The following is a 20645-nucleotide window of genomic DNA, read 5'->3' on the forward strand; positions in this document are numbered from 1 at the left end:
TTATGGCACCAATTGGTGTCTATTTATAGTTAGGCGCTTACAACATGAGAAACCCAGAACGCATCGACGAGATGCTGGACTTAATTCGTGAAGTTTGGCAGAACAATCCGGATCTACGACTTGGCCAGCTAATTGTGAATGCAGCCCGTATGCGTGAGCCCGCAACCGAGAACATCTTCTATATCGAAGATGGAAGCCTTGCAAAGGGTTTAATGCGGTATCTCGAACTGGTTAAATCAAAAGATTAATTTCGTGCTCAAGGGTGTGCATCATATTTTTTGTAGGCTATCCGCGCGATTCAGTACAGCGTCTAACTAGTGGTTCAAACCGTTCGCTCCGCTCACTGGGACCGGCTAAAGCCGGCCCCTTAACCAAACGTTATAAGGCTATGGAGAGTCAGCGGTGTACCTGAAAATAGTTAACACTGTTGCCGTAAGCGTTATTGCTGCTGCCATTATTTTTTATGCGGGTGTTTTTTCAAACTCATTCAGTCAAAACATGTGCTATTCGGATATCTTGTCAAAGCTCGGCTCTGATGCGGAACTTGCTGCAAACGCTGAAAACCAAGAAGCCTTTAAAAGTTGGGCAAAATTTATAAATAACTTGCCTAATCACGGCTACGAATCCGATTGCAAAGAAATACTAAAATATCTGAACACCAAAACATTGCATGCTAAATAGCCGTATAACAATGCGCTCAAATCGCTCACTTCGTTCGCTGGGACCGGCTAAAGCCGGCCCCTTAGCTTAATCGTTAGGTAGCTCATGCCGAGACTTGCATGCCCATGCGGCTACATCCATAACCTTTCGCAAATCCCAGATGCCGGCTGGATAACGATTCGAGACGAGGAACTTGACTCAATCAGTTCCTCTGGCCTTGGGAGTGAAGAAAAACTTGATGCCTTATATTCAGCATCGGGCAGCATTTATGTCTGTCCCAACTGCGAGCGACTAATGTGGGCAAAAAAAGGCAGCGCCGAGTTTGTTACCTACTCCAGAGAGCAACCTAACTAGTGGTTCAAGTCGTTCGCTTCGCTCACTCGGGACCGGTTAAAGCCGGCCCCTTAACCAAACGTTAGGCATTCTATGAAAATAATCGTGGCACTAATCCTTATAACTATAGCGCTTCCAAGCTATAGCAACGAATCGACTCCGGCACAAAAAATAGCAATCGAAAATCTCCCTGCTGCACAAAGAGAAGCTATTCAGCAACTAGAAGCTGAGCTTGAGAAAGATAAGGGACTTTATGAAAATCGCCCATATACAAAGAAAGACCAGTCAAAAAATCCAAAAAAGCATGATAACTAACCATCAAGCTAATGCTTATTAAAAACCTTTACTATAGAAATTTGTGCAGTGCAGCCTAACAAGTGGTTCAAACCGTTCGCTGCGCTCACTGGGACGGGCTAAAGCCCGCCCCTTAACCAAACGTTAGAGGCTACGCATGCCAATCACCATAAATGTTCAGTGCACTTCACATAACGGACTAAAAACAGATTTGGTTCTGTTGAACGGCGCCGAACCCCATAATGGTATAAATGCTGGCCATACAACTGTCGACATTGAAACTTGGTTAAATATGAAAGCCATGTATAAAGGCCTCGTAGAGGGCGGAACAATATCAGTAGAGCCCACAGAAGAGCTATCAGCAATTGAGGCATTCAAATTAAACTGCTTTTCCGAGTTTGAGATACTGGGCATTCCCACAGTCAAAGCAGCCACCTTAAAAGGCAATCTTTCAACGGGGGTAAAGAATTTATTTGCCTTAGAATGGATTGATCTGAAAGAAGAAATTAAAACTTCAAAAAGAGACGAGCGCGAAGAAGAGAATTTGTCTATTGCGCGAAGAGCATTACTTGCCGCAGAAGAGGCCAACTCTATTGCATCAAAAGCACAAAAAGACTCTGTTCGGGCAAACATAATTGCTATAGTTTCTTTGGTACTTGCTACTGCATCTACAATAATAGCGGCTTGGGTAGGAGTAAATTTTGGCAACTGAGTCACGAAGCCTCTAACAACTGGTTCAAGTCGTTCGCTTCGCTCACTCGGGACCGGCTAAAGCCGGCCCCTTAACCAAACGTTAGCAAACAAAGGGAGCAACTTTGACAATTCGGAAATTCATAAATACTCGCATACGAATAGCTAGCGCTTCCATTTTTAGCGGCTTACTAATTTCAGCAGGCATAGCTCAGTACCAAATTGAAAACAACGGTGAGCCCTCGCCGCTAGCTTTCACTGCATTTATCATCGGTTTTATTACAATGCTTTCAATAAAGTTTTCTAGCAAATGTCCTGCTTGCAAAGGCTATGTAGGCTCTACACTAATGAATACTGGCAACTTCTTCTCTCTTTCTAAAAAAATACACCATTGCCCTTTGTGCGCAAAAAACATTAATGAACCTCTGCAATGAGCACTGGTAACATGCTAACAAATGGTTCAAATCGTTCGCTGCGCTCACTGGGACGGGCTAAAGCCCGCCCCTTAACCAAACGTTAGGCACTTCATGAAAAATATCCAAGTCTTCGATGGTGCCAGTAACGCTGTATATGACATTTTCTCGGCCACAGACGATGAATTCGCTTTGATATTTCCAACCGGCGAAGACGTAGCATTCATTGATGAGGTTTATGAGCGCCAGGATGCAGGCGCATTAAATTCGGCTTTTGAACGTATATGGGCTCGCCGTATCCCCAAGAATGAAGCAATGGGCATTCATGGCTTGCTGTTTTATGAGCTAGAGGAAAAGAAGCAATTTTATCCCACACGTCGCGACGAGGAGGCACAGAACCCAGATGGCACACGCCTACGCTGAGTATCGTGCCGTGAAGCGCCTAACAAGCCGCTCAAATCGTTCGCTTCGCTCACTGGGACCGGCTAAAGCCGGCCCCTTAGCTTAATCGTTATACGCTGGAGTCTCATGGACGAAATACTCAGCCTCATATTCCGCCTCATCGGATATGTAATCACCGAATTACTCCTAAGCACTTTTTTCTACGCTATAGGCTGGCCCTTTGTAAAAGCAGTAACCTTTGGAAAATATCCAAACCGTGAGTGGCTAAGCGGGTCAAAAAATGAGGCATATGTATGCTGTGTAGGAATTTGCGTATTCACTATTTTGTTAATGGCTGTCCTCGGCCAGTTCAACGCATAACAACTGGTTCAAACCGTTCGCTTCGCTCACTGGGACCGGCTAAAGCCGGCCCCTTAACCAAACGTTAGGTTTCACTACGCAGAATGAGCATGACTTCGAACCTAGAACAAAAAGTCACATCGGCAATTCATGCATTCTGTGAAGCTGCTATAGAGAAAGGTACATTTGCATCACCGGCGAAGAAAGACCATCAACTTCACAAAATAATGTCCACTGCAGTCAATGAACTGCGTACGCTTGGCAGCTACGGACTTTCAGCGCTAAAAGATATAATGCGGCATAAGTCTCCTCATGTTCGTATTTGGGCTGCAACTGAGATGCTAACAAATGGCGATGAAACAGCTAAGGCAGTTCTCATTTCTCTAGCTGCAGAGGAAGGGTTACTTGGAGCCAGTGCTAAAGCTATTCTTAATGAACATGTGAAAGGGCGTTTACGCTCTCCATTTTCTGTAAGTAAAACCTAAAAACTGGTTCAAACCGTTCGCTTCGCTCACTGGGACGGGCTGAAGCCCGCCCCTTAACCAAACGTTAGAGATTTATATGAATAAGCGTGCGCTCACACTAGGGCTACTCATAGCAGTCATAGCCAGTGTTATTTCACAAGCACTACTTCACGGTCTAAATTCGATCACAGTCAATGCAGCCATGTATATTCCTTACTACCTGAGTCCATTATTAACTACCTTGATAAAATCTACATCAATGCTTGCTTGGGCAATTCCTGGAGTTTGCATAGGCTACTTATGCAAGAGCAACCCAGTACAGCATGGAGCCATTCTGGGGATAATATATGGAGCAATACTAGGAGCAGCCCTATTCGCATTCAAAGCCTCTGACCTAATCAGCATCGGCGATCAAGCTGTTGTCGTAATAGCGTCTTTAACTGAAATAATTAAATACTCGGTACTTTTTGCACTAACAGCTCCTGCCGGTTATCTTTTTGCAAAGCATCGTGCAAATCTCTAACAATTGGTTCAAATCGTTCGCTTCGCTCACTGGGACGGGCTAAAGCCCGCCCATTAACCAAACGTTAGGCTTGCAGTAATTAAAGGAGTACCTGCATGAGAAAGAAAATAATTATAGCTGCACTACTTCTATCAGCATCGGGCTTTGCACAGGCTTCGTACGAAGTCGAGTGCGAGGGTTACAATGACGATACTTCAGCTTATGTATCAGGCACCTGCACCGATGGTGATTTCTCCGGCTATGACTCAGAGACCGGCGAATATGTATATGGCGACTGCGAATTTGATGGAGATCTGAACGGATATGACTCCGATACCGGGGAGCATGTTTCTGGTAGTTGCGAAGGCGAGTAGAGCTATACCGCTTAACAAGCAAATAAAATTCATGCCTTCGAGGCAACAGCCAGCCTAACAATTGGCTCAAGTCATTCGCTTCGCTCACTCGGGACCGGCGTAGCCGGCCCCTTAGCCAAACGTTAGACACTGCAAGGAAATTTTGTGGATACATCGACGAAGGATCGTATCGTTGCAGCAGCAACCCCTGTTATGGTTTTAGCCGCCTCATACGCACTCGCACCATGGTTAATCCTATTACTCCCTCCTGCGCTCTACTTTATATACAGGAAAATATCATTTAGCCTATCAAAAACCACGTCACTAAAATTTTTTGACTTAGTTGTTTCACTAATTTTAATAGGCCTAGGTCTAGGAGCAGTAATCGGCTCACTATCAATTGTTGCGCGCGACGGCGAATTTACAATACCCCTTGTATCAAGTGGGCTACTAACAAACATCCTGTCCATTATCGCAACGATATACTTGGTAGGAAGTTCGATCATGCTAAGCATCAAATCGTTTAAAGAAAAACCTCATACACCAAAGCTTTCAATGGGTATTTTTGAAGCCCTGAGAGGCAAGCGTACAAGCAGCATCTAACAACTGGTTCAAACCGTTCGCTTCGCTCACTGGGACGGGCTAAAGCCCGCCCCTTAACCAAACGTTATGCATATGAATATTGACCTTAAATTTTATCCAAGCCGTAAAAAGCTCCAGTATGCAGTCATGATATTACTTGTCGGAGTTATGACGACAGCGTGGGCTACCAAAGTCTCGCTTATACTTTCTTTTGTTACAGGGAGCTATTGGTCTTTTCTGTTACTCAAGAAAATTAGTAACAAGGCTGTAAAAATATCAGAAACACAAATAGTCATCTCCAACTTAATTGGCCGCTTCCAAATAACCAAAAAAGTCTTCCCCATGTCTAATTTTTACGGCGTAAGAAATAGAGTTCACTGGGGGCACTACAAACATTGCCAAACCGAGCTAATTGGTAGAAATGGTGTATTCCTGCCAATTCGAGTTGAGCTCATGACAGAAAAAATAACTCTCGAAGCAAGTGAGCTAAAAGAGAGTCTTGTAAAAGAATTTAAGCTGGAGTCATGCCGTGACTTCGAGCATGCATAACAACTGGTTCAAGTCGTTCGCTTCGCTCACTAGGGACCGGCTAAAGCCGGCTCCTTAACCAAACATTATAAGACTAAGGAAAGTCTACTGTGTACCTAAAAATAGTTAACACTGTTGTAGTAAGTATTATTGCTGCCGCCATTATTTTTTATGCTGGTGTCTTTTCAAATTCATTTAGTCAAAGCATGTGCTATTCCGATATCTTGTCAAAGCTCGGCTCTGATGCAGAAATTGTTGCGAACACTGAAAACCGCGAAACCTTTAAAAATTGGGCAAAATTTATAAATAACATGCCTAACCACGGCTACGAATCCGATTGCAAAGAAATACTAAAATACCTCAACACCAAAACATTGCATGCGAAATAGCCGTATAAAATGCGCTCAAATCGCTCACTTCGTTCGCTGGGACGGGCTAAAGCCCGCTCCTTAACCAAACTTTATACGCAGAGGCCATCCCTAACATGGAAGTAACCGTAAAAATCTTTGAGAACCGAATGGTTCTAACCGCGAACGGAAATACGGTTAACGTTGAACCATCAAAGCCGTTCACCAGCACACGCCTACTAGTCGGCACATTCATGCCCGCCGTCGAGTGCTTGAAAGAAGGCCTATCAAAGGTAGGCGCTACTGGTTTTCTCAAGGGAAAACCCAAGCTCCTAATCCTTCCTCAAGCCATGACCGAAGGTGGCCTATCTGAGATAGAGGAACGTTGCTTACTCGAAGTTGGTCTTTCTGCTGGAGCAGGCAAAGCCGAAATCCGTATAACTTAGGACTTATAAAAATTTATTAAAATCGTTCACTTCGCTCACTGAGACGGGCTAATAAATCCAAGTAAAAACACATAAAAACTCATTAACCGTTAAACCATTTTTCCGAAAAGTCACACCCCACCAACCCAAACATCGAGGCAACCATGATTTACCTTTTATTGATCGTAGCATTTATTTTCTTTGCAGCTATGGCACCTATAAAAACAACAATAACCTTCCTGGCTCTTTTGGCAGCAGTACTCTTCGTAGTAAAGATGTCAACAAAATTTGTTTCCGGCAACAATGTTAGCCTAGGAGAAGCATTTAAAGCTGTTGGACTATCTCTACTATTTGCCTGCATTGCGTTGTTTACACTGACAAGCTTTAGCAACACAACAGGAATACATAATTTTACAGGCACGGCAGCAATCATTGTAACAGGGCTTATTTTTAGCTCATATACAGCAGGTTTCAGCGTTGCGCTGGGGACAAAATTTGGTAGCAGCGCTGTTATAGCATCAATATCAACGGCCGTTTCTATAGCATTAATAGCGATTAGTGGTATTTGAATTATCAAACTATTAAAATCCACAAAAATACAACTCAAGCAAGTTTACGCCCCTATGAAACTGCCTTTATAAATCAGGGACACTTTATGCGCCGTATATTTACTTTTATTCTATTAATCACACTGACCGGATGTGATGTTACAAACAATTTAAAAGAAGGGATTGCGCAGTCACAACTGATCGCTCAGCGCCTAGAAGAAAGTACCGGAATCAAACCTCTAGTCACCGTCAACTGGACTAACGGCGCACTGTCGTATGTAAACTTAACTTTTCATAAAATCCCTTATGAAATTTCGCTGCCAGACATATCAAAACTGGCCAAAGGGGCAATAGAAAAAGAATTCAAGCAAATACCTGAACAAATCGTTATTTCTTTTGTTATTAATCCAACAGATTCATAAGCCGCCAAACATATAGTTCAGTTGCTCACTTCAGGAGTACTTGCCCCTAAAGTATGGCTATAAGCCTGGAATGATCCAGGCATTGGCACCGCTCCGGTTGGAGCTTGTTTTGATTTATTCGGGGGCGTCGTTCTGATCAGCCTTCTTTCTTAACTCTCCCTGTCCTTCGGGCGTACCAGCGCCTAGTCACTTCCTTGGTGATCGCTATCCCGCGTTCTGACTGGTCAAGTTTCGGTTGGCTTCGTCGTACTCGGGACTGGTCTGGCCGCTCTCAGGAGCAATCTGCCCGCTAACCAGCCAAAGCGCGTATTCGGGTGCAATCTCGACTATCACTTTGATGTCGTCTTCGTTGACCCGTCTCCCGCCTTTTCTGAGCGCATACCACTTCTCGCGGTCGATCCCGCTCAGCTCCTCCAGCCTCTTTGCTGTGAGCTTTTTATGCTCAAGTATTGCGACTATCCGCTCTCTCATATTCCGAATTCATCTATAAAAGCGGCAAATATTGCTGGTCAACATTAACCGTAAACCTATAATCGTCACTATTAAACCGGCAAATATTGCCGGCTAGTCGTTATCCAACAAAGACCAACATAGTGCAGGAAAGCCCATGGACTTGGAAGAAAGCAACCTCACTGCGAAAGGCACTCTACCGGCCCCGCCGGTTCTCCCTTGGCGCGAGTTCGCAGACTGGATTCACATGGCCGACGACCACAACACCGTTTGGGGTTGGATTCGTAACGGTTACCTGCCGTCGCACAAAGTCGGCAAACACGTAATGGTCAATGTAGCTCTCTTGACCACACAGCTACTGGAAAAGGAGTCGACCCTATGAACAAGGCCGACGACAGCCTGGGCCTGTGCAGCGTTAAGACCTTCGCCGAAATGAGCGGCATATCCATCGAAGAGGCCATCGATTGGGTGGACAACGGCACCGTGCCGAGCATGCGGCTGGCTGACTTCCGCATGGTCAACCTCGCCCGCCTGCGTGCAGATCTGCTCAAGGGCAAAACCGAGTTCAAAGCCGGGGACTACAGCCATGCCTAACCCAAGTCCTGCCCTGGATGCTGTCACTGCTGTGGGCTACATCGGCAAACCCGTCCACGTCGAGCTTGAGTGGAATGATGACCCCGAGCCGTTCTGCCGCTCGGGCTATGTCATCGGCATCGTCCTGCCGGTCAAGGGTGTACAGGAACAGGCCTATCTGATGGTCATGAGTCCTGGCGAAGACTTCCCCGTGGAAGCCTACCTAGAGGACATCCGCTCCATCCGCATTGCCGATCAGATTGAGGGCTTTAGCCATGCCTAGCCCAATCTCCCTGGATGCCGCTACCGCTGTTAGCTACATCGGCAAAACCGCCCTTATGGAACTGCGTTGGGAGGCTGAGCCGGAACCCATGTGGCAGCTCATGCACATCGTCGGCGTAGTCCTGCCCATGGAAGGTGTCTGCGACCACTCATGCTTTATGGCCGTGTATTACGGCACGTCCGACCCTTACCCGGAGCGGGTGTTCTTCCATGAAATCCGCACCCTTCGGGCGATACGGCACCGCGACCGGCAGAGTTCCGGCAACGTACTGGACCGTATGACCCGACCCTCTTCTTTGGCCGTGTCAGGGGCCGCGCTCCCGGCTCGTCGGAACAGCTCCACCGTTCCGTCGAACGGAAGCACGGGCGCAGCGCACCCTTGACGCGGATTACCTATGAACAGCCTGACAACGGGTGCATGGGGTAGCTTCTTCGCCCCATGCTCCCGAGCCCTCGGCGGCAAGAGCGGGATGACAAGGGCAGCGCCCTTGGTGTGCTTCGCCTTGTATCGCCAGCGCCACCCACAGCAACCCCCTGCGCTCGGCCCTGAGTGTTCCCGCCTGCCGCAACGCCCACTGCGCGCCCCCGATTTTCGTCCGCCCCTGCTCGCGCTAATCCTGCTGCTGATTTTCCTATCACCCTGGAGCGGCCGAGTAGCGCCTGTAGTGCCGGAAGGTATGCAGATAGGCCTATGGATGGAATCAGAGAAAGGATGCGAGCGCGCTGGCACGGGTGCACGCGAGGCACGAGCGCGCAGGTGCGCCGCGCGCTCGCTGACGTCCCTGTAACACGTCATATAAGTCCGAATGAAAGTGGCCATTACTGGTTAATAAAGGAAAAAACACATGAGCGTGAAAGACCAAAGAAGGCTTGATCGAGTGACCGGCCTGGAATGCAAAGACGGCCGCCTGTTTATCGATGCAGCCACCGCGGCACTCACTGACCTGTCAGGCGTTCGCCTGCTCCGTTGTGGCGTCGATACCGTGCGCCAGCTCTACAAGGGGCTGATCCGCCCAGAGATCATGGAGCTGTTTGATAACCCGGGCACTCTGGTCGACTTTGCGGGCCAGCGTTGGCACTCGGGCCGTGTAGGCCGTGACTCCGGCTACCAGTACAAGCTGCAGAACGCAGACCTGGGCATCATCCTGTTGGTGAAGAACTTCAACGCCAAGCTAGACAGCATCGGCCCCCATCTGAAAATCGAAGTGTCACCCCATGCAATCGACAGCCTCTCGCCTGAGCGCCTGCAGGCGCGGTTGGACTTCTACGCCGCCCAGGTGATGACCCATGTGGAAATCAACCAGTGTGCCGTCCACCTTGCACTCGACCTGCAGGGCTGGACGCCTCCCACCGATCTGGTGGCCCGCATGCACTGCAAAGCCCGCACGCAACGCGACATATCGGGCATCAATGAAATCAACTGGGCGACCAAATCCAGCACCTACGGACGTGGCGAAACCTCGATGTTTGGCTCTGCCAGTGGGGTGCAGATCTGCATCTACAACAAGACCGAACAGGCCAAGGCCTGCGACAAGCTCGACTACTGGGAAAGCGTCTGGAAACGTCGCGATAGCTTCGACGTTAACGACTCGGACAACTACAACCCCAAGCAAACCGTGTGGCGCGTAGAGCTGCGTTATCACCATTCCATCATTCAGCAATTCGCCAGCGGCTCCCTGGATGTGAAAACCGGTGAAGCCATCGACACCCGTTCGTTTGCAGCCTTTGCCGGGCATCTGGACGGCTTGTGGCGCTATGGCCTACGCCAATTCAAGTTGATGGATCGCCCTGGCTATTTCTCCCCCATCTGGACACTCATTCGCGAGGACGTGCGCGTGGACCTACCTGTTGATTCCCTACTCGAAGACACCGAATACAAGCGCTATTACAAGACCTCCCGTGGCTTCTCGGGCAAGAACGTCGAACTGTTCCTGGGCAACTTCGTCAGCCTGCTGGCAAGGGAACGGGTGGGCGCAAAAAAGGCGTTTGACCGGCTGCAAACCTGGGAATGTTGGCCGGTCATTCGCGACCACTACGCCGCCAAGGACATGAGCGAGCACGACATCTACAAACACATCAAAAACCTGCTGGAAGAACGCAACGTTCGTTGGGGGCGTGCCGTTTAATGGCCATCGAGCAACAGCCAGACGGACGCTGGAAGGTCGATGTAGAGCCGATCAAGGGCAAACGCTTCCGTAAGACCTTCAAGACCAAGGGCGAGGCTCAACGGTTTGAGGCAACGTGCCGCGCAAATTGCATCCAGGCACAGCCCTGGAACCCGAAGCCAAAGGACAAGCGCAAGCTATCCGAGCTGATTGAGCGTTGGTATGACCTGCACGGTCACAGCATCACCAGCGGGCGACGGCGCAAAAATACCCTTCTGCTAATGGCATCCCGCCTCGATGATCCGGTGGCAATCAGGCTGACAGGTAGTCACTTGGCACAACTTCGCCGGGTAGAACTGGAAGCCGGCGCCGTGGCCAAGTCGATCAACAACCGCTTCACCTACCTCAAGGCCGTATTCAACGAGCTGCGCCGCCTGGGCGATATCGACTATGCAAACCCGCTGGATACGGTAAAACCGCTCAAGTTCCAGGAACGGCAGTTGTCGTATCTTTCGATCAAGGAAATCCGGCTATTGATCGAATCGCTGGACAAGCTCAAACGCTCACCCAGTGCGCGACTGGTTGCTGAGGTCTGTTTGGCGACTGGTTCTAGATGGTCTGAGGCTGAGTCGCTGCTACCGGAACAGGTGCGGAATGATTCGGTAACCTTCATCAACACCAAATCGAAGCGCACCCGCACTATTCCAATCAGCACCCAGCTACAACAACGGCTGCACGCCTACTTTGAACAGCACGGACGCTTCACGTCCTGCATGCACTCGTTTCGGGCTGCTTTAAAGGACAGTGCAATCAAGCTGCCGCGTGGCCAGGCAACGCACGTGCTACGTCACACCTTTGCCAGCCATTTCATTATGAACGGCGGCAATATCCTGACCTTAAAGGAGGTGCTGGGGCATTCGTCGCTGACCATGACCATGCGCTATGCCCACTTGTCCCCTTCTCACCTGCGTGATGCGCTGCGTCTCAACCCGCTGGATGGTTTCGACACTTCTTCGACACACGAAAAACAGCGCGAAATAAATTCCTTATAAATCAATCGCTTTCAGGCGTAGCGCCATAAGTGTCCGATTGTTTATAGAAATCATGCAGATGACGCACTAACACCATGATCACCGCAGCCACAGGCAAAGCCAGAAGGATGCCGGTAAAGCCGAACAGTTGGCCGCCGGCCATGATGGCGAAGATCACTGCGACCGGATGTAAGCCGATGCGGTCGCCCACCAGCATCGGTGTCAGCAGCATGCCTTCGAGCATTTGCCCGACGATAAAGACTGCAGCGATGGCCACCAGTGGGTAAGGGTCCATGCCGAACTGAAACAGGCCGGCCGTCAATGCCGCACCGATGCCGACCACCACGCCCAAATACGGCACGATGCTGGCAAGGCCTGCCAGTACGCCGATCAGTAGCCCGAGTTCCAGGCCAATCACCATCAGCCCGGTGGCATACATCACACCTAGCGCCAGCATCACCAGTAACTGACCGCGCAGGAAAGCGCCGAGCACTTCGTGGCATTCGCCGAACAGCTGCACAACCAGGCCTTCACGACCGCGCGGCAACAAGCTGCGCAGCTTGGCGACCATCAGGTCCCAGTCGCGCATCAGGTAGAAGCTCACTACTGGAATCAGCACCAAGTTCGCCAGCCAAGCCAGCAGCGCCAGGCCTGAAGAGGTGGCCGTGGACAGTAGCATGCCGACGATATCGGTGGTTTTACCCAACTGCCCGGACAACGCGGTTTTCAGTTGATCGAAACGCCAGAAGCCTTCACTCAGCCCCAACTTGAGTTGAACCCATGGCAGGGCCTGATTCTGTGCCCAGTCGAGCATCTCCGGGATCAACTCGTACAAGCGCACCAGCTGCTTGCCCAGCATGGGCACCAATACCAGCAGCAGGATGGCCATGATCAGGGTGATCAGTGCAAAGACCACCACCACGCCCCAGGTCCGCGAGAGTTTCCAGCGCTCCAGACGGTCGACCAGCGGGTCGCCCATATAGGCCAGCAGCACGCCAATCAGAAATGGCGAAAGAATCGGCGCCAGCAGGTACAACAGGCCGCAAAGCAGCAGCGCCCCGACTATCCATATCCAACGATGCGAATCGATCATGCCCAGCGCTCCATATGCCAACGTTTTATCCAGAAATACTAAACCGCGAGGCCCGTTACATAAGAAAACCGCAGCTCGATAGCTGCGGTTTTCAAGTCAGGGACCGGGTGTAATAGCCGCAGTCTACCAGCGAAACCTCAGCACATTGTCAGGGGCTACAGCTGTGGCAGCGGGCTCAGCCGCAGTAGCCGGCGGCGTAACCGACTGGCTGGCATCAAGTGCAGGGGCTTCTGCCGACACTTCCTGCAAGCGCGCCAGGCCCAGTTGCGCACGTAATTGCTCTGCATTGGAATTCACGGCAAAGGTCAGTGTATCGCCCTGCACCTTGCGCAGTTGCGCCGCGAACGGCTCAAGAATGCGCTGCAGCTCGGCATAACGCGCCAGGTCAACGCCCTGCACTTCCACGGTCAGACCACTGGCCGCGCCGGCGGCGACAATAAAGCGTGGTGCCAGACGCTGGTTGACCGCCAACAGAATGGCATCGGCCAACGCGGCTTGATCGGCACCCTGCACAGTGCCCTGCTCCCGCTCATCGCCCAGCCAAAGGCGCCACTCGGCCTGCCATGTGCCGCTTGCTTCGCGTGCCACAACTGCCAGCAAAGCATCGGTGGCATAGCGCTCGGAGGCCTCACGAAGGGCACCAGGATCATTGGCCGTAAGGTTTTCCGGCACCGCCACCAGTTGCTCGGCAAGGTCAGCCAACGGCAGACGTAGTGGTAGGCCACGGTGCTGCGCGGCTTGATTGAACGGCTCAGCAGCGGTCTGGCCATCACCGAGCAGGCGACTGCCATCACTGGCATCGCTCAACCACCACAGCAGAATGCTCGGACGATTGGCGCCCCACAGCGCCAGGCCCGCCTGACGCAGGCTGCGGTCGGTGCTGAGTGGGTCAAAATCGACCAACAGTTTGTCGCCTTCATAGCCGTATTGACTGACGATCTGTTGCGGATCCTTGCGCAGCGCCGCCAGTGCGGGGCTCTGCGCCGCATCGGCTTTACCGGTCAGGCGCAACACCAGGGTATCCAGCGCGCGGCTCAGGGCGGCAGCACGTTCTTCCGGTTGCTGACTGCTGACCGCTTCGCGGACTTGGTACAGATCACTTACCGGCGCGGCAAACGCCGGCAGGCCGGACAGCGACAAACAAACTAGAAGCAGGCGAGCGGTCAAACGCATGGATGAATTCTCGACAGACGGAAAGTGGCGCGCAGGCCAGGTTTAACAACAGTTGTGACCAACCCACGCCACATAAGGAAGGCCGCGGTGGCTCAAGAGTGCGAGTTTAGGTGCTGTTAAGGCGCATTCCAAAGCCCTTTTCAGCCGCAGATAGCCAACAACAGCCAGATTTCGAGCTTAAACAGCCGCCCCAACAGCCGCAACCTTAGCGGGTGGCCGCTGCCGGGTAAGCCTGATAAAATCGCGCGCCTTCGCAGACCGCCGCCATAAGCGGTGGTGCCAATCCGAATTTCCCCTAAAGGCCTGGATCTATGAGCAAGCAACCCTCCATCAGCTACAAGGACGCAGGTGTAGATATCGACGCAGGCGAAGCCCTGGTCGAACGCATCAAAGGCGTTGCCAAGCGCACCGCGCGTCCGGAAGTCATGGGTGGGCTGGGTGGCTTCGGCGCCCTGTGCGAGATCCCGGCGGGCTACAAGCAACCGGTGCTGGTTTCCGGTACTGACGGGGTCGGCACCAAGCTGCGCCTGGCGCTGAACCTGAACAAACATGACAGCATCGGCCAGGACCTGGTCGCCATGTGCGTCAACGACCTGGTGGTATGTGGCGCCGAGCCGCTGTTCTTCCTCGATTACTACGCCACCGGCAAGCTCAATGTCGATGTCGCCGCCACCGTGGTCACGGGCATTGGCGCCGGCTGCGAACTGGCGGGCTGCTCTCTGGTTGGCGGTGAAACTGCCGAAATGCCCGGCATGTACGAAGGCGAAGACTACGATCTGGCCGGCTTCTGCGTCGGTGTGGTGGAAAAAGCCGAAATCATCGACGGTTCGAAAGTCGCCACCGGTGACGCGCTGATCGCCCTGCCGTCCTCCGGCCCGCACTCCAACGGCTACTCGCTGATCCGCAAGATCATCGAAGTGTCGGGCACTGAAATCGAAACCACCCAAGTCGACGGCAAGCCGCTGACCGACCTGCTTATGGCGCCGACCCGCATCTACGTCAAACCGCTGCTCAAACTGATCAAGGACACTGGCGCAGTCAAAGCCATGGCCCACATCACCGGTGGCGGCCTGCTCGACAACATCCCGCGCGTGCTGCCAAAAGGCGCACAAGCAGTGGTCGACGTCGCCAGCTGGACTCGCCCGGCGGTATTCGACTGGCTGCAGGAAAAAGGCAACGTTGATGAGCACGAGATGCACCGCGTCCTCAACTGCGGCGTCGGCATGGTGATCTGCGTAGCTCAGGATCAAGTTGAAGTCACCCTGCAGACCCTGACTGCCGCTGGCGAGCAGCCATGGGTAATCGGCCAGATCGGTGAAGCTGCCGAAGGTGCTGCTCAGGTCGTGCTGAACAACCTGAAACAGCACTAATGTCGGCACAGTGTAATGTGGTGGTGCTGATCTCCGGCTCCGGCAGCAACCTGCAGGCGCTGATCGACAGCATCGCCCATGACGGCAATCCGGCGCGTATCGCCGCGGTGATTTCCAACCGCGCCGATGCCTACGGCCTGGAGCGCGCCAAACAGGCTGGCATCAGCACCGCCGTGCTCGACCACAAGCAGTTCGACGGCCGTGAAGCCTTCGATGCCGCGCTAGTCGAGGCCATTGATGCGTTTAATCCGCAGCTGGTGGTACTGGCAGGGTTTATGCGCATTCTCACCCCCGGTTTCGTTCGTCACTACGCCGGACGCCTGCTGAATATCCACCCGTCCTTGCTGCCGAAATACAAAGGTCTGCACACCCATCAGCGGGCGCTGGAAGCGGGTGACAGCGAACACGGCTGCAGCGTGCACTTCGTCAGCGAGGAACTCGATGGCGGACCACTGGTCGTACAGGCAGTGGTACCGGTACAGTCGGATGACTCGTCCACCAGCCTGGCGCAGCGTGTGCACGAGCAGGAACATGTGATTTACCCGCTGGCCGTGCGCTGGTTTGCCGAAGGCCGTTTGCAGCTGGCCGCGCAGGGGGCGATGTTGGACGAGCAACTGTTACCGAGCACTGGACAGCTAATTCGAACGTAATCAAGGAGACACCATGGGTCGCGCCTTACTGTTCGCACTGACACTTTTGAGCCTGCCGGCACTGGCCGTCGAGCTGAAACCCTTCTCCGCAAGCTACACCGCCGACTGGAAGCAACTGCCCGTCAGCGGCAGCGCCGAACGCAGCCTTGAAGCGCTGGACAACGGCCTGTGGCAGCTCAATTTTGAAGCCTCCATGCTGGTCGCCAGCCTGACCGAGCAAAGTACCCTGCGCGTGGATAAAGAAGTCTTCCTGCCGCAGACCTACCTGTACGAGCGCAACGGCCTGGGCAAAGGCAAGAAAATCGAGCACGACTTCGACTGGAGCGCCAAACAGGTCATCGGCAGTGATCGCGACACCCCAGTGCGCCTGCCGCTGAACCGTGGCCTGCTGGACAAGTCGACCTACCAGTTGGCCCTGCAATATGACGTGGCCGCCGGCACCAAGAGCATGAGCTACCAAGTGGTCGATGGCGACGAAGTGGAAACCTACGATTTCCGCGTGCTGGGTGAAGAAACCGTGCGTACCAAAGCTGGCCTGATCGACGCCATCAAGGTAGAACGCGTACGTGACCCAACACAAAGCAGCCGCAAGACCATCCTCTGGTTTGCCAAGGACTGGGAATTCCTGCTGGTGCGCCTGCATCAGGTCGAGAAAGACGGCAAGGAATACCAGATCATGCTCAAGGAAGGCACAGTCGACGGCAAAGCCGTTGAAGGTCGCCAGGACTGAGTTATAGCGAATAAAAAAGCCGAGCTAAATGCTCGGCTTTTTTGTGGGCGGGTGTCTGTAGCTGAGGTTCGGCGCAATCACCACATCAGATCATCCGGTACCTGATAGGCCGCATACGGATCATCGGCATCCGGCGCTTCGGTTGGGGTGTTGAGCAGCACCACACGCTGGGCGTCGCGCTCCTGAATCTTCAGCGCGGCTTCACGCGGGATCACTTCATAGCCACCACCGTGGCGGACGATGGCCAGCGAGCCGCTGCTGAGCTTGTTGCGCATCAGGCTGTTGACCGACAGGCGCTTGACCTTCTTGTCGTCGACGAAGTTGTAGTAATCCTCAGTGGTCAGCTTGGGCAAACGCGAGACTTCAATCAGTTGTTTAATCTGCGCGGCACGGGCCTTCTGCTCGATCTTTTCCTGCTGCTGGCGATTGAGTTCCTGATCACGCGCGGCCTTTTCGGCCATGGCCTGCTGGGCGGCAAGCTTTTGCGATTCGTCCTTCTCGGCCTGACCTTTATGCACCAGGCGCTGTTGTTTCTGCTGCTGCTTGCCGGCCTGCTTGGCCTGCTTTTCATTGACCAGCCCGGCTTTGAGCAGCTGATCGCGTAGTGAGAGAGCCATAACCTACCTTTCCAACCATCAATTTAAAGCGGGCGTGCCCACCATCAGCGGGCAGACTGCACCCGCACAATCAGCAATTCGGGGTCAGCTTTTCCAGTTTTTTGGCTTCGCCCCAGAGCGCGTCCAATTCATCCAGGGCGCAATCTTCCATGGTGCGCCCCGCTTCGCGCAATGCCTGCTCGATAAAACGAAAACGCCGCTCGAATTTGGCGTTGGCTGCACGCAGGGCGGTTTCCGGATCGACTTTCAGGTGCCGCGCCAAGTTGCTGACCACAAACAGCAGATCGCCGATCTCCTCGTTGATCGCCTCAGGGTCGTTCTCGCTCATGGCTTCGAGCACTTCATCCAACTCTTCGCGCACCTTGTCGACCACCGGCAAGGCCTCGGGCCAGTCGAAACCGACCTGGGCAGCGCGCTTCTGCAGCTTGATTGCCCGGCTTAACGACGGCAGCGCCGAGGGCACGTCGTCAAGCAGCGAGAGTTGCTCGGGAGCGGCGGCTTTTTCGGCGCGTTCCTCGGCCTTGATCTCTTCCCAACGCTGCTTGACCGCGGCCTCTTCCAGCTTGGCCACGTCCACAGCGCCATACAGATCGCCATCGGGGAACACATGGGGATGACGGCGAATCAGCTTGGTGGTGATGGCATCAACCACCTGGGCAAACTCGAAGCGCCCTTCTTCGCGCGCCAGCTGGCTGTAATACACCACCTGAAACAGCAGGTCGCCCAGCTCACCCGGCAGATGATCGAAGTCACCGCGTTCGATGGCATCGGCCACCTCGTAAGCCTCTTCGATCGTATGCGGCACAATCGTCGCGTAGTTCTGCTTGAGATCCCACGGGCAACCATGCTGCGGGTCACGCAGCCGGGCCATCAGGTGCAGCAGATCGTCGAGTTGGTACATGGCAAATCCAGTTAGATCGTAATCGCCTCAGGAAACCCGATGGCGACGGGCTTCGATGATATTCGGCAGCTGCGAAATACGCCCCAACAAGCGCCCAAGCGCATCCAGCCCAGGAATCTCCACGGTGATCGACATGGACGCGGTGTTGTCGTCTTTGTTCGAACGAGTGTTCACCGCCAGCACATTGAGCTTCTCGTTGAGCAGCACCTGGGTCACGTCACGCAGCAGGCCGGAACGGTCGTAGGCCTTGATGATGATTTCCACCGGGTAGGTCTGCACTGGCACCGGGCCCCAGTTAACCTGAATAATCCGCTCCGGCTCGCGACCGGCCAGTTGCAACACCGAGGCGCAGTCCTGACGGTGGATGCTCACGCCACGACCCTGAGTGATGTAACCGACAATCGGATCGCCCGGCAGCGGCTGGCAGCAACCAGCCATCTGCGTCAGCAGGTTGCCGACGCCCTGAATCTGGATATCGCCGCGCTTGCCTGGTTTGAAGCCCAACGCCTTGCGCGGGATCAGCTCCAGCTGCTCGTTGACTCGATCCGGCTCGACCAGTTGCTGCGCCAGGTTGACGAGTTGCGCCAGGCGCAGGTCGCCGGCACCGAGGGAGGCGAACAAGTCCTCGCTGGTCTTCATATTGGCCTTCTCGGCCAGTTTTTCGAAGTCCACATGCGGCAGTGCCAGACGCTGCAGCTCGCGCTCCAGCTGGACCTTACCGGCGGCCACGTTCTGGTCGCGGTCCTGCAGTTTGAACCAGTGGACGATCTTCGCCCGCGCCCGGCTGGTGGTGACGTAACCGAGGTTGGAGTTCAGCCAGTCTCGGCTTGGCGTGCCGTGCTTGCTGGTGATGATTTCCACCTGCTCGCCGGTCTGCAGGCTGTAGTTTAGCGGCACGATCCGGCCGTTGATCTTCGCACCACGGCAGTTGTGGCCGATCTCGGTGTGCACGCGGTAGGCAAAATCCAGCGGCGTCGCGCCCTTCGGGAGGTCGATGGCGTGACCGTCCGGGGTGAACACATAGACCCGGTCCGGCTCAATATCCACGCGCAGCTGTTCGGCCAGACCGCCGATATCGCCCAGCTCTTCGTGCCATTCGAGCACCTGACGCAGCCAGGAAATCTTCTCTTCGTAATGATTGGAGCTGGCTTTAACGTCGGTGCCTTTGTAACGCCAGTGCGCACAAACGCCCAGTTCGGCCTCCTCATGCATGGCCTGGGTGCGGATCTGCACTTCCAGCACCTTGCCTTCCGGGCCGAGCACGGCGGTGTGCAGCGAGCGGTAGCCGTTTTCCTTGGGGTTGGCGATGTAGTCGTCAAACTCCTTGGGAATGTGCCGCCACAGGGTGTGCACAATACCGAGGGCGGTGTAGCAATCGCGCACTTCCGGCACCAGCACGCGCACCGCGCGCACGTCGTAAATCTGGCTGAACTGCAGACCCTTGCGCTGCATTTTGCGCCAGATCGAATAGATGTGTTTGGCCCGCCCGCTGATGTCGGCTTTGACCCCGGTGGCCTCCAGCTCAACGCGCAACTGACCCATCACTTCATTGATGTAATGCTCACGGTCCAGCCGGCGCTCGTGTAGCAGTTTGGCGATCTGCTTGTACTGCTCAGGCTCCAGATAGCGGAACGACAGGTCTTCCAGTTCCCACTTGATGTGGCCGATGCCCAGGCGGTGAGCCAACGGGGCGTAGATGTCGAACACCTCGCGGGCCACGCGCTGACGTTTCTCATCATCGGCTTCTTTAACCGCGCGGATCGCGCAGGTGCGCTCAGCCAGCTTGATCAGCGCCACGCGCACGTCATCGACCATCGCCACGAGCATCTTGCGCAGGTTTTCCACCTGCGCCTGGGAGCCGAGCACCAGGGAATCACGCGGATTCAAGGATGCGCTGATTGCCGCCATGCGCAGCACGCCCTCGACCAGTTTGGCCACCACCGGGCCGAAACGCTGATGCACCAGCGCCAAGGGCACCTTGCCTTCGCGCACGCAGCGGTAGATTACGGCTGCGACCAGGGAGTCCTGATCGAGCTTGAGGTCGGCGAGAATTTCGGCGATTTCCAGACCGGAGCGAAAACTCGACGCGCCCTCAGTCCACAGATTCTTCGCGGCATTGGCCTGCTGCTCAGCCTCACGGGCGAACTCGCAGGCCTCGCGCAGGGCTTCGCGATCCAGTGCCGGATCGACGCTCAGCACATGCCCGAGCCAGGCTTCAAGGTTGATGCTGCCGTCATCGTTGATCGGCTGATGCGCTCTGACCTGAACCATCTTGCTTACCTTCCCTACGGTGCGCGGCATGCACACCGAACAGTCGCCGCCTTCTATGAGCCGGTCGGTTTAACCACTTAAGGCGCACTCCCTGCGC

At 53.8% G+C, this 20645-nt stretch carries 27 protein-coding genes; 21 read left to right on the forward strand and 6 right to left on the reverse strand.

What is annotated here, in order from left to right; all coding sequences use genetic code 11:
• The first annotated feature begins 44 nt into the window (after positions 1-44).
• The 13 genes from HCI85_RS12565 (at position 45) to HCI85_RS12625 (ending at position 7302) form a co-directional block, all read left to right on the forward strand.
• A complete protein-coding gene (locus HCI85_RS12565; RefSeq protein WP_167144958.1) occupies positions 45-248 on the forward strand; it encodes a DUF1040 family protein in 204 nt (67 codons plus the stop codon).
• A 154-nt stretch (positions 249-402) separates the two neighbouring features.
• Positions 403-681: a hypothetical protein gene (locus HCI85_RS12570; protein ID WP_167144959.1), complete on the forward strand. Its 279-nt coding sequence runs from the start codon at positions 403-405 to the stop codon at positions 679-681.
• A gap of 417 nt (positions 682-1098) precedes the next feature.
• Positions 1099-1308: a hypothetical protein gene (locus HCI85_RS12575; protein ID WP_167144960.1), complete on the forward strand. Its 210-nt coding sequence runs from the start codon at positions 1099-1101 to the stop codon at positions 1306-1308.
• A 136-nt stretch (positions 1309-1444) separates the two neighbouring features.
• Positions 1445-1999 carry a hypothetical protein gene (locus HCI85_RS12580; protein ID WP_167144961.1) on the forward strand — a complete coding sequence of 185 codons (555 nt, stop codon included), beginning with the start codon at positions 1445-1447 and terminating at the stop codon, positions 1997-1999.
• 505 nt (positions 2000-2504) lie between these two features.
• The gene (locus HCI85_RS12585) at positions 2505-2813 is read left to right on the forward strand and encodes a hypothetical protein (RefSeq protein WP_167144962.1); all 309 of its coding nucleotides are present in this window, start codon (positions 2505-2507) and stop codon (positions 2811-2813) included.
• Between the two features lie 428 nt (positions 2814-3241).
• Positions 3242-3616 (forward strand): HEAT repeat domain-containing protein, encoded by a 375-nt coding sequence (locus HCI85_RS12590; RefSeq protein WP_167144963.1) that lies wholly within the window; start codon positions 3242-3244, stop codon positions 3614-3616.
• Positions 3617-3692: 76 nt separating this feature from the next.
• On the forward strand, positions 3693-4118 hold the full coding sequence (locus tag HCI85_RS12595; RefSeq protein WP_167144964.1) for a hypothetical protein: 426 nt from the start codon (positions 3693-3695) through the stop codon (positions 4116-4118).
• 95 nt (positions 4119-4213) lie between these two features.
• Positions 4214-4471, forward strand: coding sequence for a hypothetical protein (locus HCI85_RS12600; protein WP_167144965.1), 258 nt, complete (start codon positions 4214-4216; stop codon positions 4469-4471).
• Positions 4472-4615: 144 nt separating this feature from the next.
• Positions 4616-5053, forward strand: a complete 438-nt coding sequence (locus HCI85_RS12605; RefSeq protein ID WP_167144966.1) for a hypothetical protein — start codon at positions 4616-4618, stop codon at positions 5051-5053.
• A 72-nt stretch (positions 5054-5125) separates the two neighbouring features.
• A complete protein-coding gene (locus tag HCI85_RS12610; RefSeq protein WP_167144967.1) occupies positions 5126-5581 on the forward strand; it encodes a hypothetical protein in 456 nt (151 codons plus the stop codon).
• Between the two features lie 89 nt (positions 5582-5670).
• Positions 5671-5949 carry a hypothetical protein gene (locus HCI85_RS12615; RefSeq protein WP_167144968.1) on the forward strand — a complete coding sequence of 93 codons (279 nt, stop codon included), beginning with the start codon at positions 5671-5673 and terminating at the stop codon, positions 5947-5949.
• 547 nt (positions 5950-6496) lie between these two features.
• Positions 6497-6901, forward strand: coding sequence for a hypothetical protein (locus HCI85_RS12620; protein ID WP_167144969.1), 405 nt, complete (start codon positions 6497-6499; stop codon positions 6899-6901).
• Positions 6898-7302: a hypothetical protein gene (locus HCI85_RS12625; RefSeq protein WP_167144970.1), complete on the forward strand. Its 405-nt coding sequence runs from the start codon at positions 6898-6900 to the stop codon at positions 7300-7302. The genes HCI85_RS12620 and HCI85_RS12625 overlap by 4 nt, the downstream gene beginning before the upstream one ends.
• Positions 7303-7506: 204 nt before the next feature.
• Here the strand turns inward: HCI85_RS12625 and HCI85_RS12630 are convergent, their stop codons facing one another.
• On the reverse strand, positions 7507-7773 hold the full coding sequence (locus tag HCI85_RS12630; protein ID WP_167144971.1) for a DNA-binding protein: 267 nt from the start codon (positions 7771-7773) through the stop codon (positions 7507-7509).
• A 136-nt stretch (positions 7774-7909) separates the two neighbouring features.
• Here HCI85_RS12630 and HCI85_RS12635 point away from each other — a divergent pair, with 136 nt between their 5' ends.
• The 5 genes from HCI85_RS12635 to HCI85_RS12660 all read left to right on the forward strand — a co-directional run bounded on the left by HCI85_RS12635 (position 7910) and on the right by HCI85_RS12660 (position 11764).
• Entirely contained in the window at positions 7910-8134 is a 225-nt protein-coding gene (locus tag HCI85_RS12635; RefSeq protein ID WP_167144972.1) for a helix-turn-helix domain-containing protein, read from the forward strand.
• Positions 8131-8346 carry a hypothetical protein gene (locus HCI85_RS12640; protein WP_167144973.1) on the forward strand — a complete coding sequence of 72 codons (216 nt, stop codon included), beginning with the start codon at positions 8131-8133 and terminating at the stop codon, positions 8344-8346. Before HCI85_RS12635 ends, HCI85_RS12640 begins: the two co-directional genes overlap by 4 nt.
• Positions 8339-8608 carry a hypothetical protein gene (locus HCI85_RS12645; protein WP_167144974.1) on the forward strand — a complete coding sequence of 90 codons (270 nt, stop codon included), beginning with the start codon at positions 8339-8341 and terminating at the stop codon, positions 8606-8608. Before HCI85_RS12640 ends, HCI85_RS12645 begins: the two co-directional genes overlap by 8 nt.
• Positions 8609-9452: 844 nt before the next feature.
• Positions 9453-10733 (forward strand): hypothetical protein, encoded by a 1281-nt coding sequence (locus HCI85_RS12655; RefSeq protein ID WP_167144975.1) that lies wholly within the window; start codon positions 9453-9455, stop codon positions 10731-10733.
• Positions 10733-11764, forward strand: a complete 1032-nt coding sequence (locus HCI85_RS12660) for a phage integrase (RefSeq protein ID WP_167144976.1) — start codon at positions 10733-10735, stop codon at positions 11762-11764. The genes HCI85_RS12655 and HCI85_RS12660 overlap by 1 nt, the downstream gene beginning before the upstream one ends.
• A gap of 1 nt (position 11765) precedes the next feature.
• On the opposite strand, the gene HCI85_RS12665 is transcribed toward HCI85_RS12660, so the two are convergent.
• On the reverse strand, positions 11766-12836 hold the full coding sequence (locus HCI85_RS12665; RefSeq protein WP_167144977.1) for an AI-2E family transporter: 1071 nt from the start codon (positions 12834-12836) through the stop codon (positions 11766-11768).
• A gap of 123 nt (positions 12837-12959) precedes the next feature.
• Positions 12960-14009 carry a DUF2066 domain-containing protein gene (locus HCI85_RS12670; protein ID WP_167144978.1) on the reverse strand — a complete coding sequence of 350 codons (1050 nt, stop codon included), beginning with the start codon at positions 14007-14009 and terminating at the stop codon, positions 12960-12962.
• A 311-nt stretch (positions 14010-14320) separates the two neighbouring features.
• Between HCI85_RS12670 and purM the strand changes: the two genes are divergently transcribed.
• Genes purM through HCI85_RS12685 form a run of 3 tightly spaced genes read left to right on the forward strand, consistent with a single transcriptional unit; the run spans position 14321 to position 16759 of the window.
• Positions 14321-15379 carry a phosphoribosylformylglycinamidine cyclo-ligase gene (gene purM / locus HCI85_RS12675; RefSeq protein WP_167144979.1) on the forward strand — a complete coding sequence of 353 codons (1059 nt, stop codon included), beginning with the start codon at positions 14321-14323 and terminating at the stop codon, positions 15377-15379.
• Entirely contained in the window at positions 15379-16029 is a 651-nt protein-coding gene (gene purN / locus HCI85_RS12680; protein WP_167144980.1) for a phosphoribosylglycinamide formyltransferase, read from the forward strand. Before purM ends, purN begins: the two co-directional genes overlap by 1 nt.
• Before the next feature lie 13 nt (positions 16030-16042).
• The gene (locus HCI85_RS12685; RefSeq protein ID WP_167144981.1) at positions 16043-16759 is read left to right on the forward strand and encodes a DUF3108 domain-containing protein; all 717 of its coding nucleotides are present in this window, start codon (positions 16043-16045) and stop codon (positions 16757-16759) included.
• A gap of 77 nt (positions 16760-16836) precedes the next feature.
• Here HCI85_RS12685 and HCI85_RS12690 read toward each other — a convergent pair whose 3' ends face one another.
• The 3 genes from HCI85_RS12690 to relA all read right to left on the reverse strand — a co-directional run bounded on the left by HCI85_RS12690 (position 16837) and on the right by relA (position 20548).
• Positions 16837-17376, reverse strand: coding sequence for a DUF2058 domain-containing protein (locus tag HCI85_RS12690; RefSeq protein ID WP_160015168.1), 540 nt, complete (start codon positions 17374-17376; stop codon positions 16837-16839).
• 70 nt (positions 17377-17446) lie between these two features.
• Positions 17447-18277, reverse strand: coding sequence for a nucleoside triphosphate pyrophosphohydrolase (gene mazG / locus HCI85_RS12695; protein WP_167144982.1), 831 nt, complete (start codon positions 18275-18277; stop codon positions 17447-17449).
• A gap of 27 nt (positions 18278-18304) precedes the next feature.
• Positions 18305-20548 carry a GTP diphosphokinase gene (relA, locus tag HCI85_RS12700; RefSeq protein WP_160087591.1) on the reverse strand — a complete coding sequence of 748 codons (2244 nt, stop codon included), beginning with the start codon at positions 20546-20548 and terminating at the stop codon, positions 18305-18307.
• Positions 20549-20645 lie beyond the last annotated feature (97 nt).

The sequence above is a fragment of the Pseudomonas sp. OTU750018 genome (genome assembly GCF_011636575.1).
In the GTDB taxonomy this organism is placed as follows: Bacteria; Pseudomonadota; Gammaproteobacteria; order Pseudomonadales; family Pseudomonadaceae; genus Aquipseudomonas; species Aquipseudomonas peli.

Coding starts and splice junctions, on each gene's coding strand:
- HCI85_RS12640 (WP_167144973.1), top strand. CDS start 8,131: ATGAACAAGGCCGACGACAGCCTGGGCCTGTGCAGCGTTAAGACCTTC.
- HCI85_RS12585 (WP_167144962.1), top strand. CDS start 2,505: ATGAAAAATATCCAAGTCTTCGATGGTGCCAGTAACGCTGTATATGAC.
- HCI85_RS12580 (WP_167144961.1), top strand. CDS start 1,445: ATGCCAATCACCATAAATGTTCAGTGCACTTCACATAACGGACTAAAA.
- HCI85_RS12610 (WP_167144967.1), top strand. CDS start 5,126: ATGAATATTGACCTTAAATTTTATCCAAGCCGTAAAAAGCTCCAGTAT.
- HCI85_RS12665 (WP_167144977.1), bottom strand. CDS start 12,836: ATGATCGATTCGCATCGTTGGATATGGATAGTCGGGGCGCTGCTGCTT.
- HCI85_RS12690 (WP_160015168.1), bottom strand. CDS start 17,376: ATGGCTCTCTCACTACGCGATCAGCTGCTCAAAGCCGGGCTGGTCAAT.
- HCI85_RS12645 (WP_167144974.1), top strand. CDS start 8,339: ATGCCTAACCCAAGTCCTGCCCTGGATGCTGTCACTGCTGTGGGCTAC.
- HCI85_RS12635 (WP_167144972.1), top strand. CDS start 7,910: ATGGACTTGGAAGAAAGCAACCTCACTGCGAAAGGCACTCTACCGGCC.
- HCI85_RS12630 (WP_167144971.1), bottom strand. CDS start 7,773: ATGAGAGAGCGGATAGTCGCAATACTTGAGCATAAAAAGCTCACAGCA.
- HCI85_RS12595 (WP_167144964.1), top strand. CDS start 3,693: ATGAATAAGCGTGCGCTCACACTAGGGCTACTCATAGCAGTCATAGCC.
- HCI85_RS12670 (WP_167144978.1), bottom strand. CDS start 14,009: ATGCGTTTGACCGCTCGCCTGCTTCTAGTTTGTTTGTCGCTGTCCGGC.
- HCI85_RS12660 (WP_167144976.1), top strand. CDS start 10,733: ATGGCCATCGAGCAACAGCCAGACGGACGCTGGAAGGTCGATGTAGAG.
- mazG (WP_167144982.1), bottom strand. CDS start 18,277: ATGTACCAACTCGACGATCTGCTGCACCTGATGGCCCGGCTGCGTGAC.
- HCI85_RS12600 (WP_167144965.1), top strand. CDS start 4,214: ATGAGAAAGAAAATAATTATAGCTGCACTACTTCTATCAGCATCGGGC.
- HCI85_RS12565 (WP_167144958.1), top strand. CDS start 45: ATGAGAAACCCAGAACGCATCGACGAGATGCTGGACTTAATTCGTGAA.
- HCI85_RS12620 (WP_167144969.1), top strand. CDS start 6,497: ATGATTTACCTTTTATTGATCGTAGCATTTATTTTCTTTGCAGCTATG.
- relA (WP_160087591.1), bottom strand. CDS start 20,548: ATGGTTCAGGTCAGAGCGCATCAGCCGATCAACGATGACGGCAGCATC.
- HCI85_RS12685 (WP_167144981.1), top strand. CDS start 16,043: ATGGGTCGCGCCTTACTGTTCGCACTGACACTTTTGAGCCTGCCGGCA.
- HCI85_RS12655 (WP_167144975.1), top strand. CDS start 9,453: ATGAGCGTGAAAGACCAAAGAAGGCTTGATCGAGTGACCGGCCTGGAA.
- purM (WP_167144979.1), top strand. CDS start 14,321: ATGAGCAAGCAACCCTCCATCAGCTACAAGGACGCAGGTGTAGATATC.
- purN (WP_167144980.1), top strand. CDS start 15,379: ATGTCGGCACAGTGTAATGTGGTGGTGCTGATCTCCGGCTCCGGCAGC.
- HCI85_RS12590 (WP_167144963.1), top strand. CDS start 3,242: ATGACTTCGAACCTAGAACAAAAAGTCACATCGGCAATTCATGCATTC.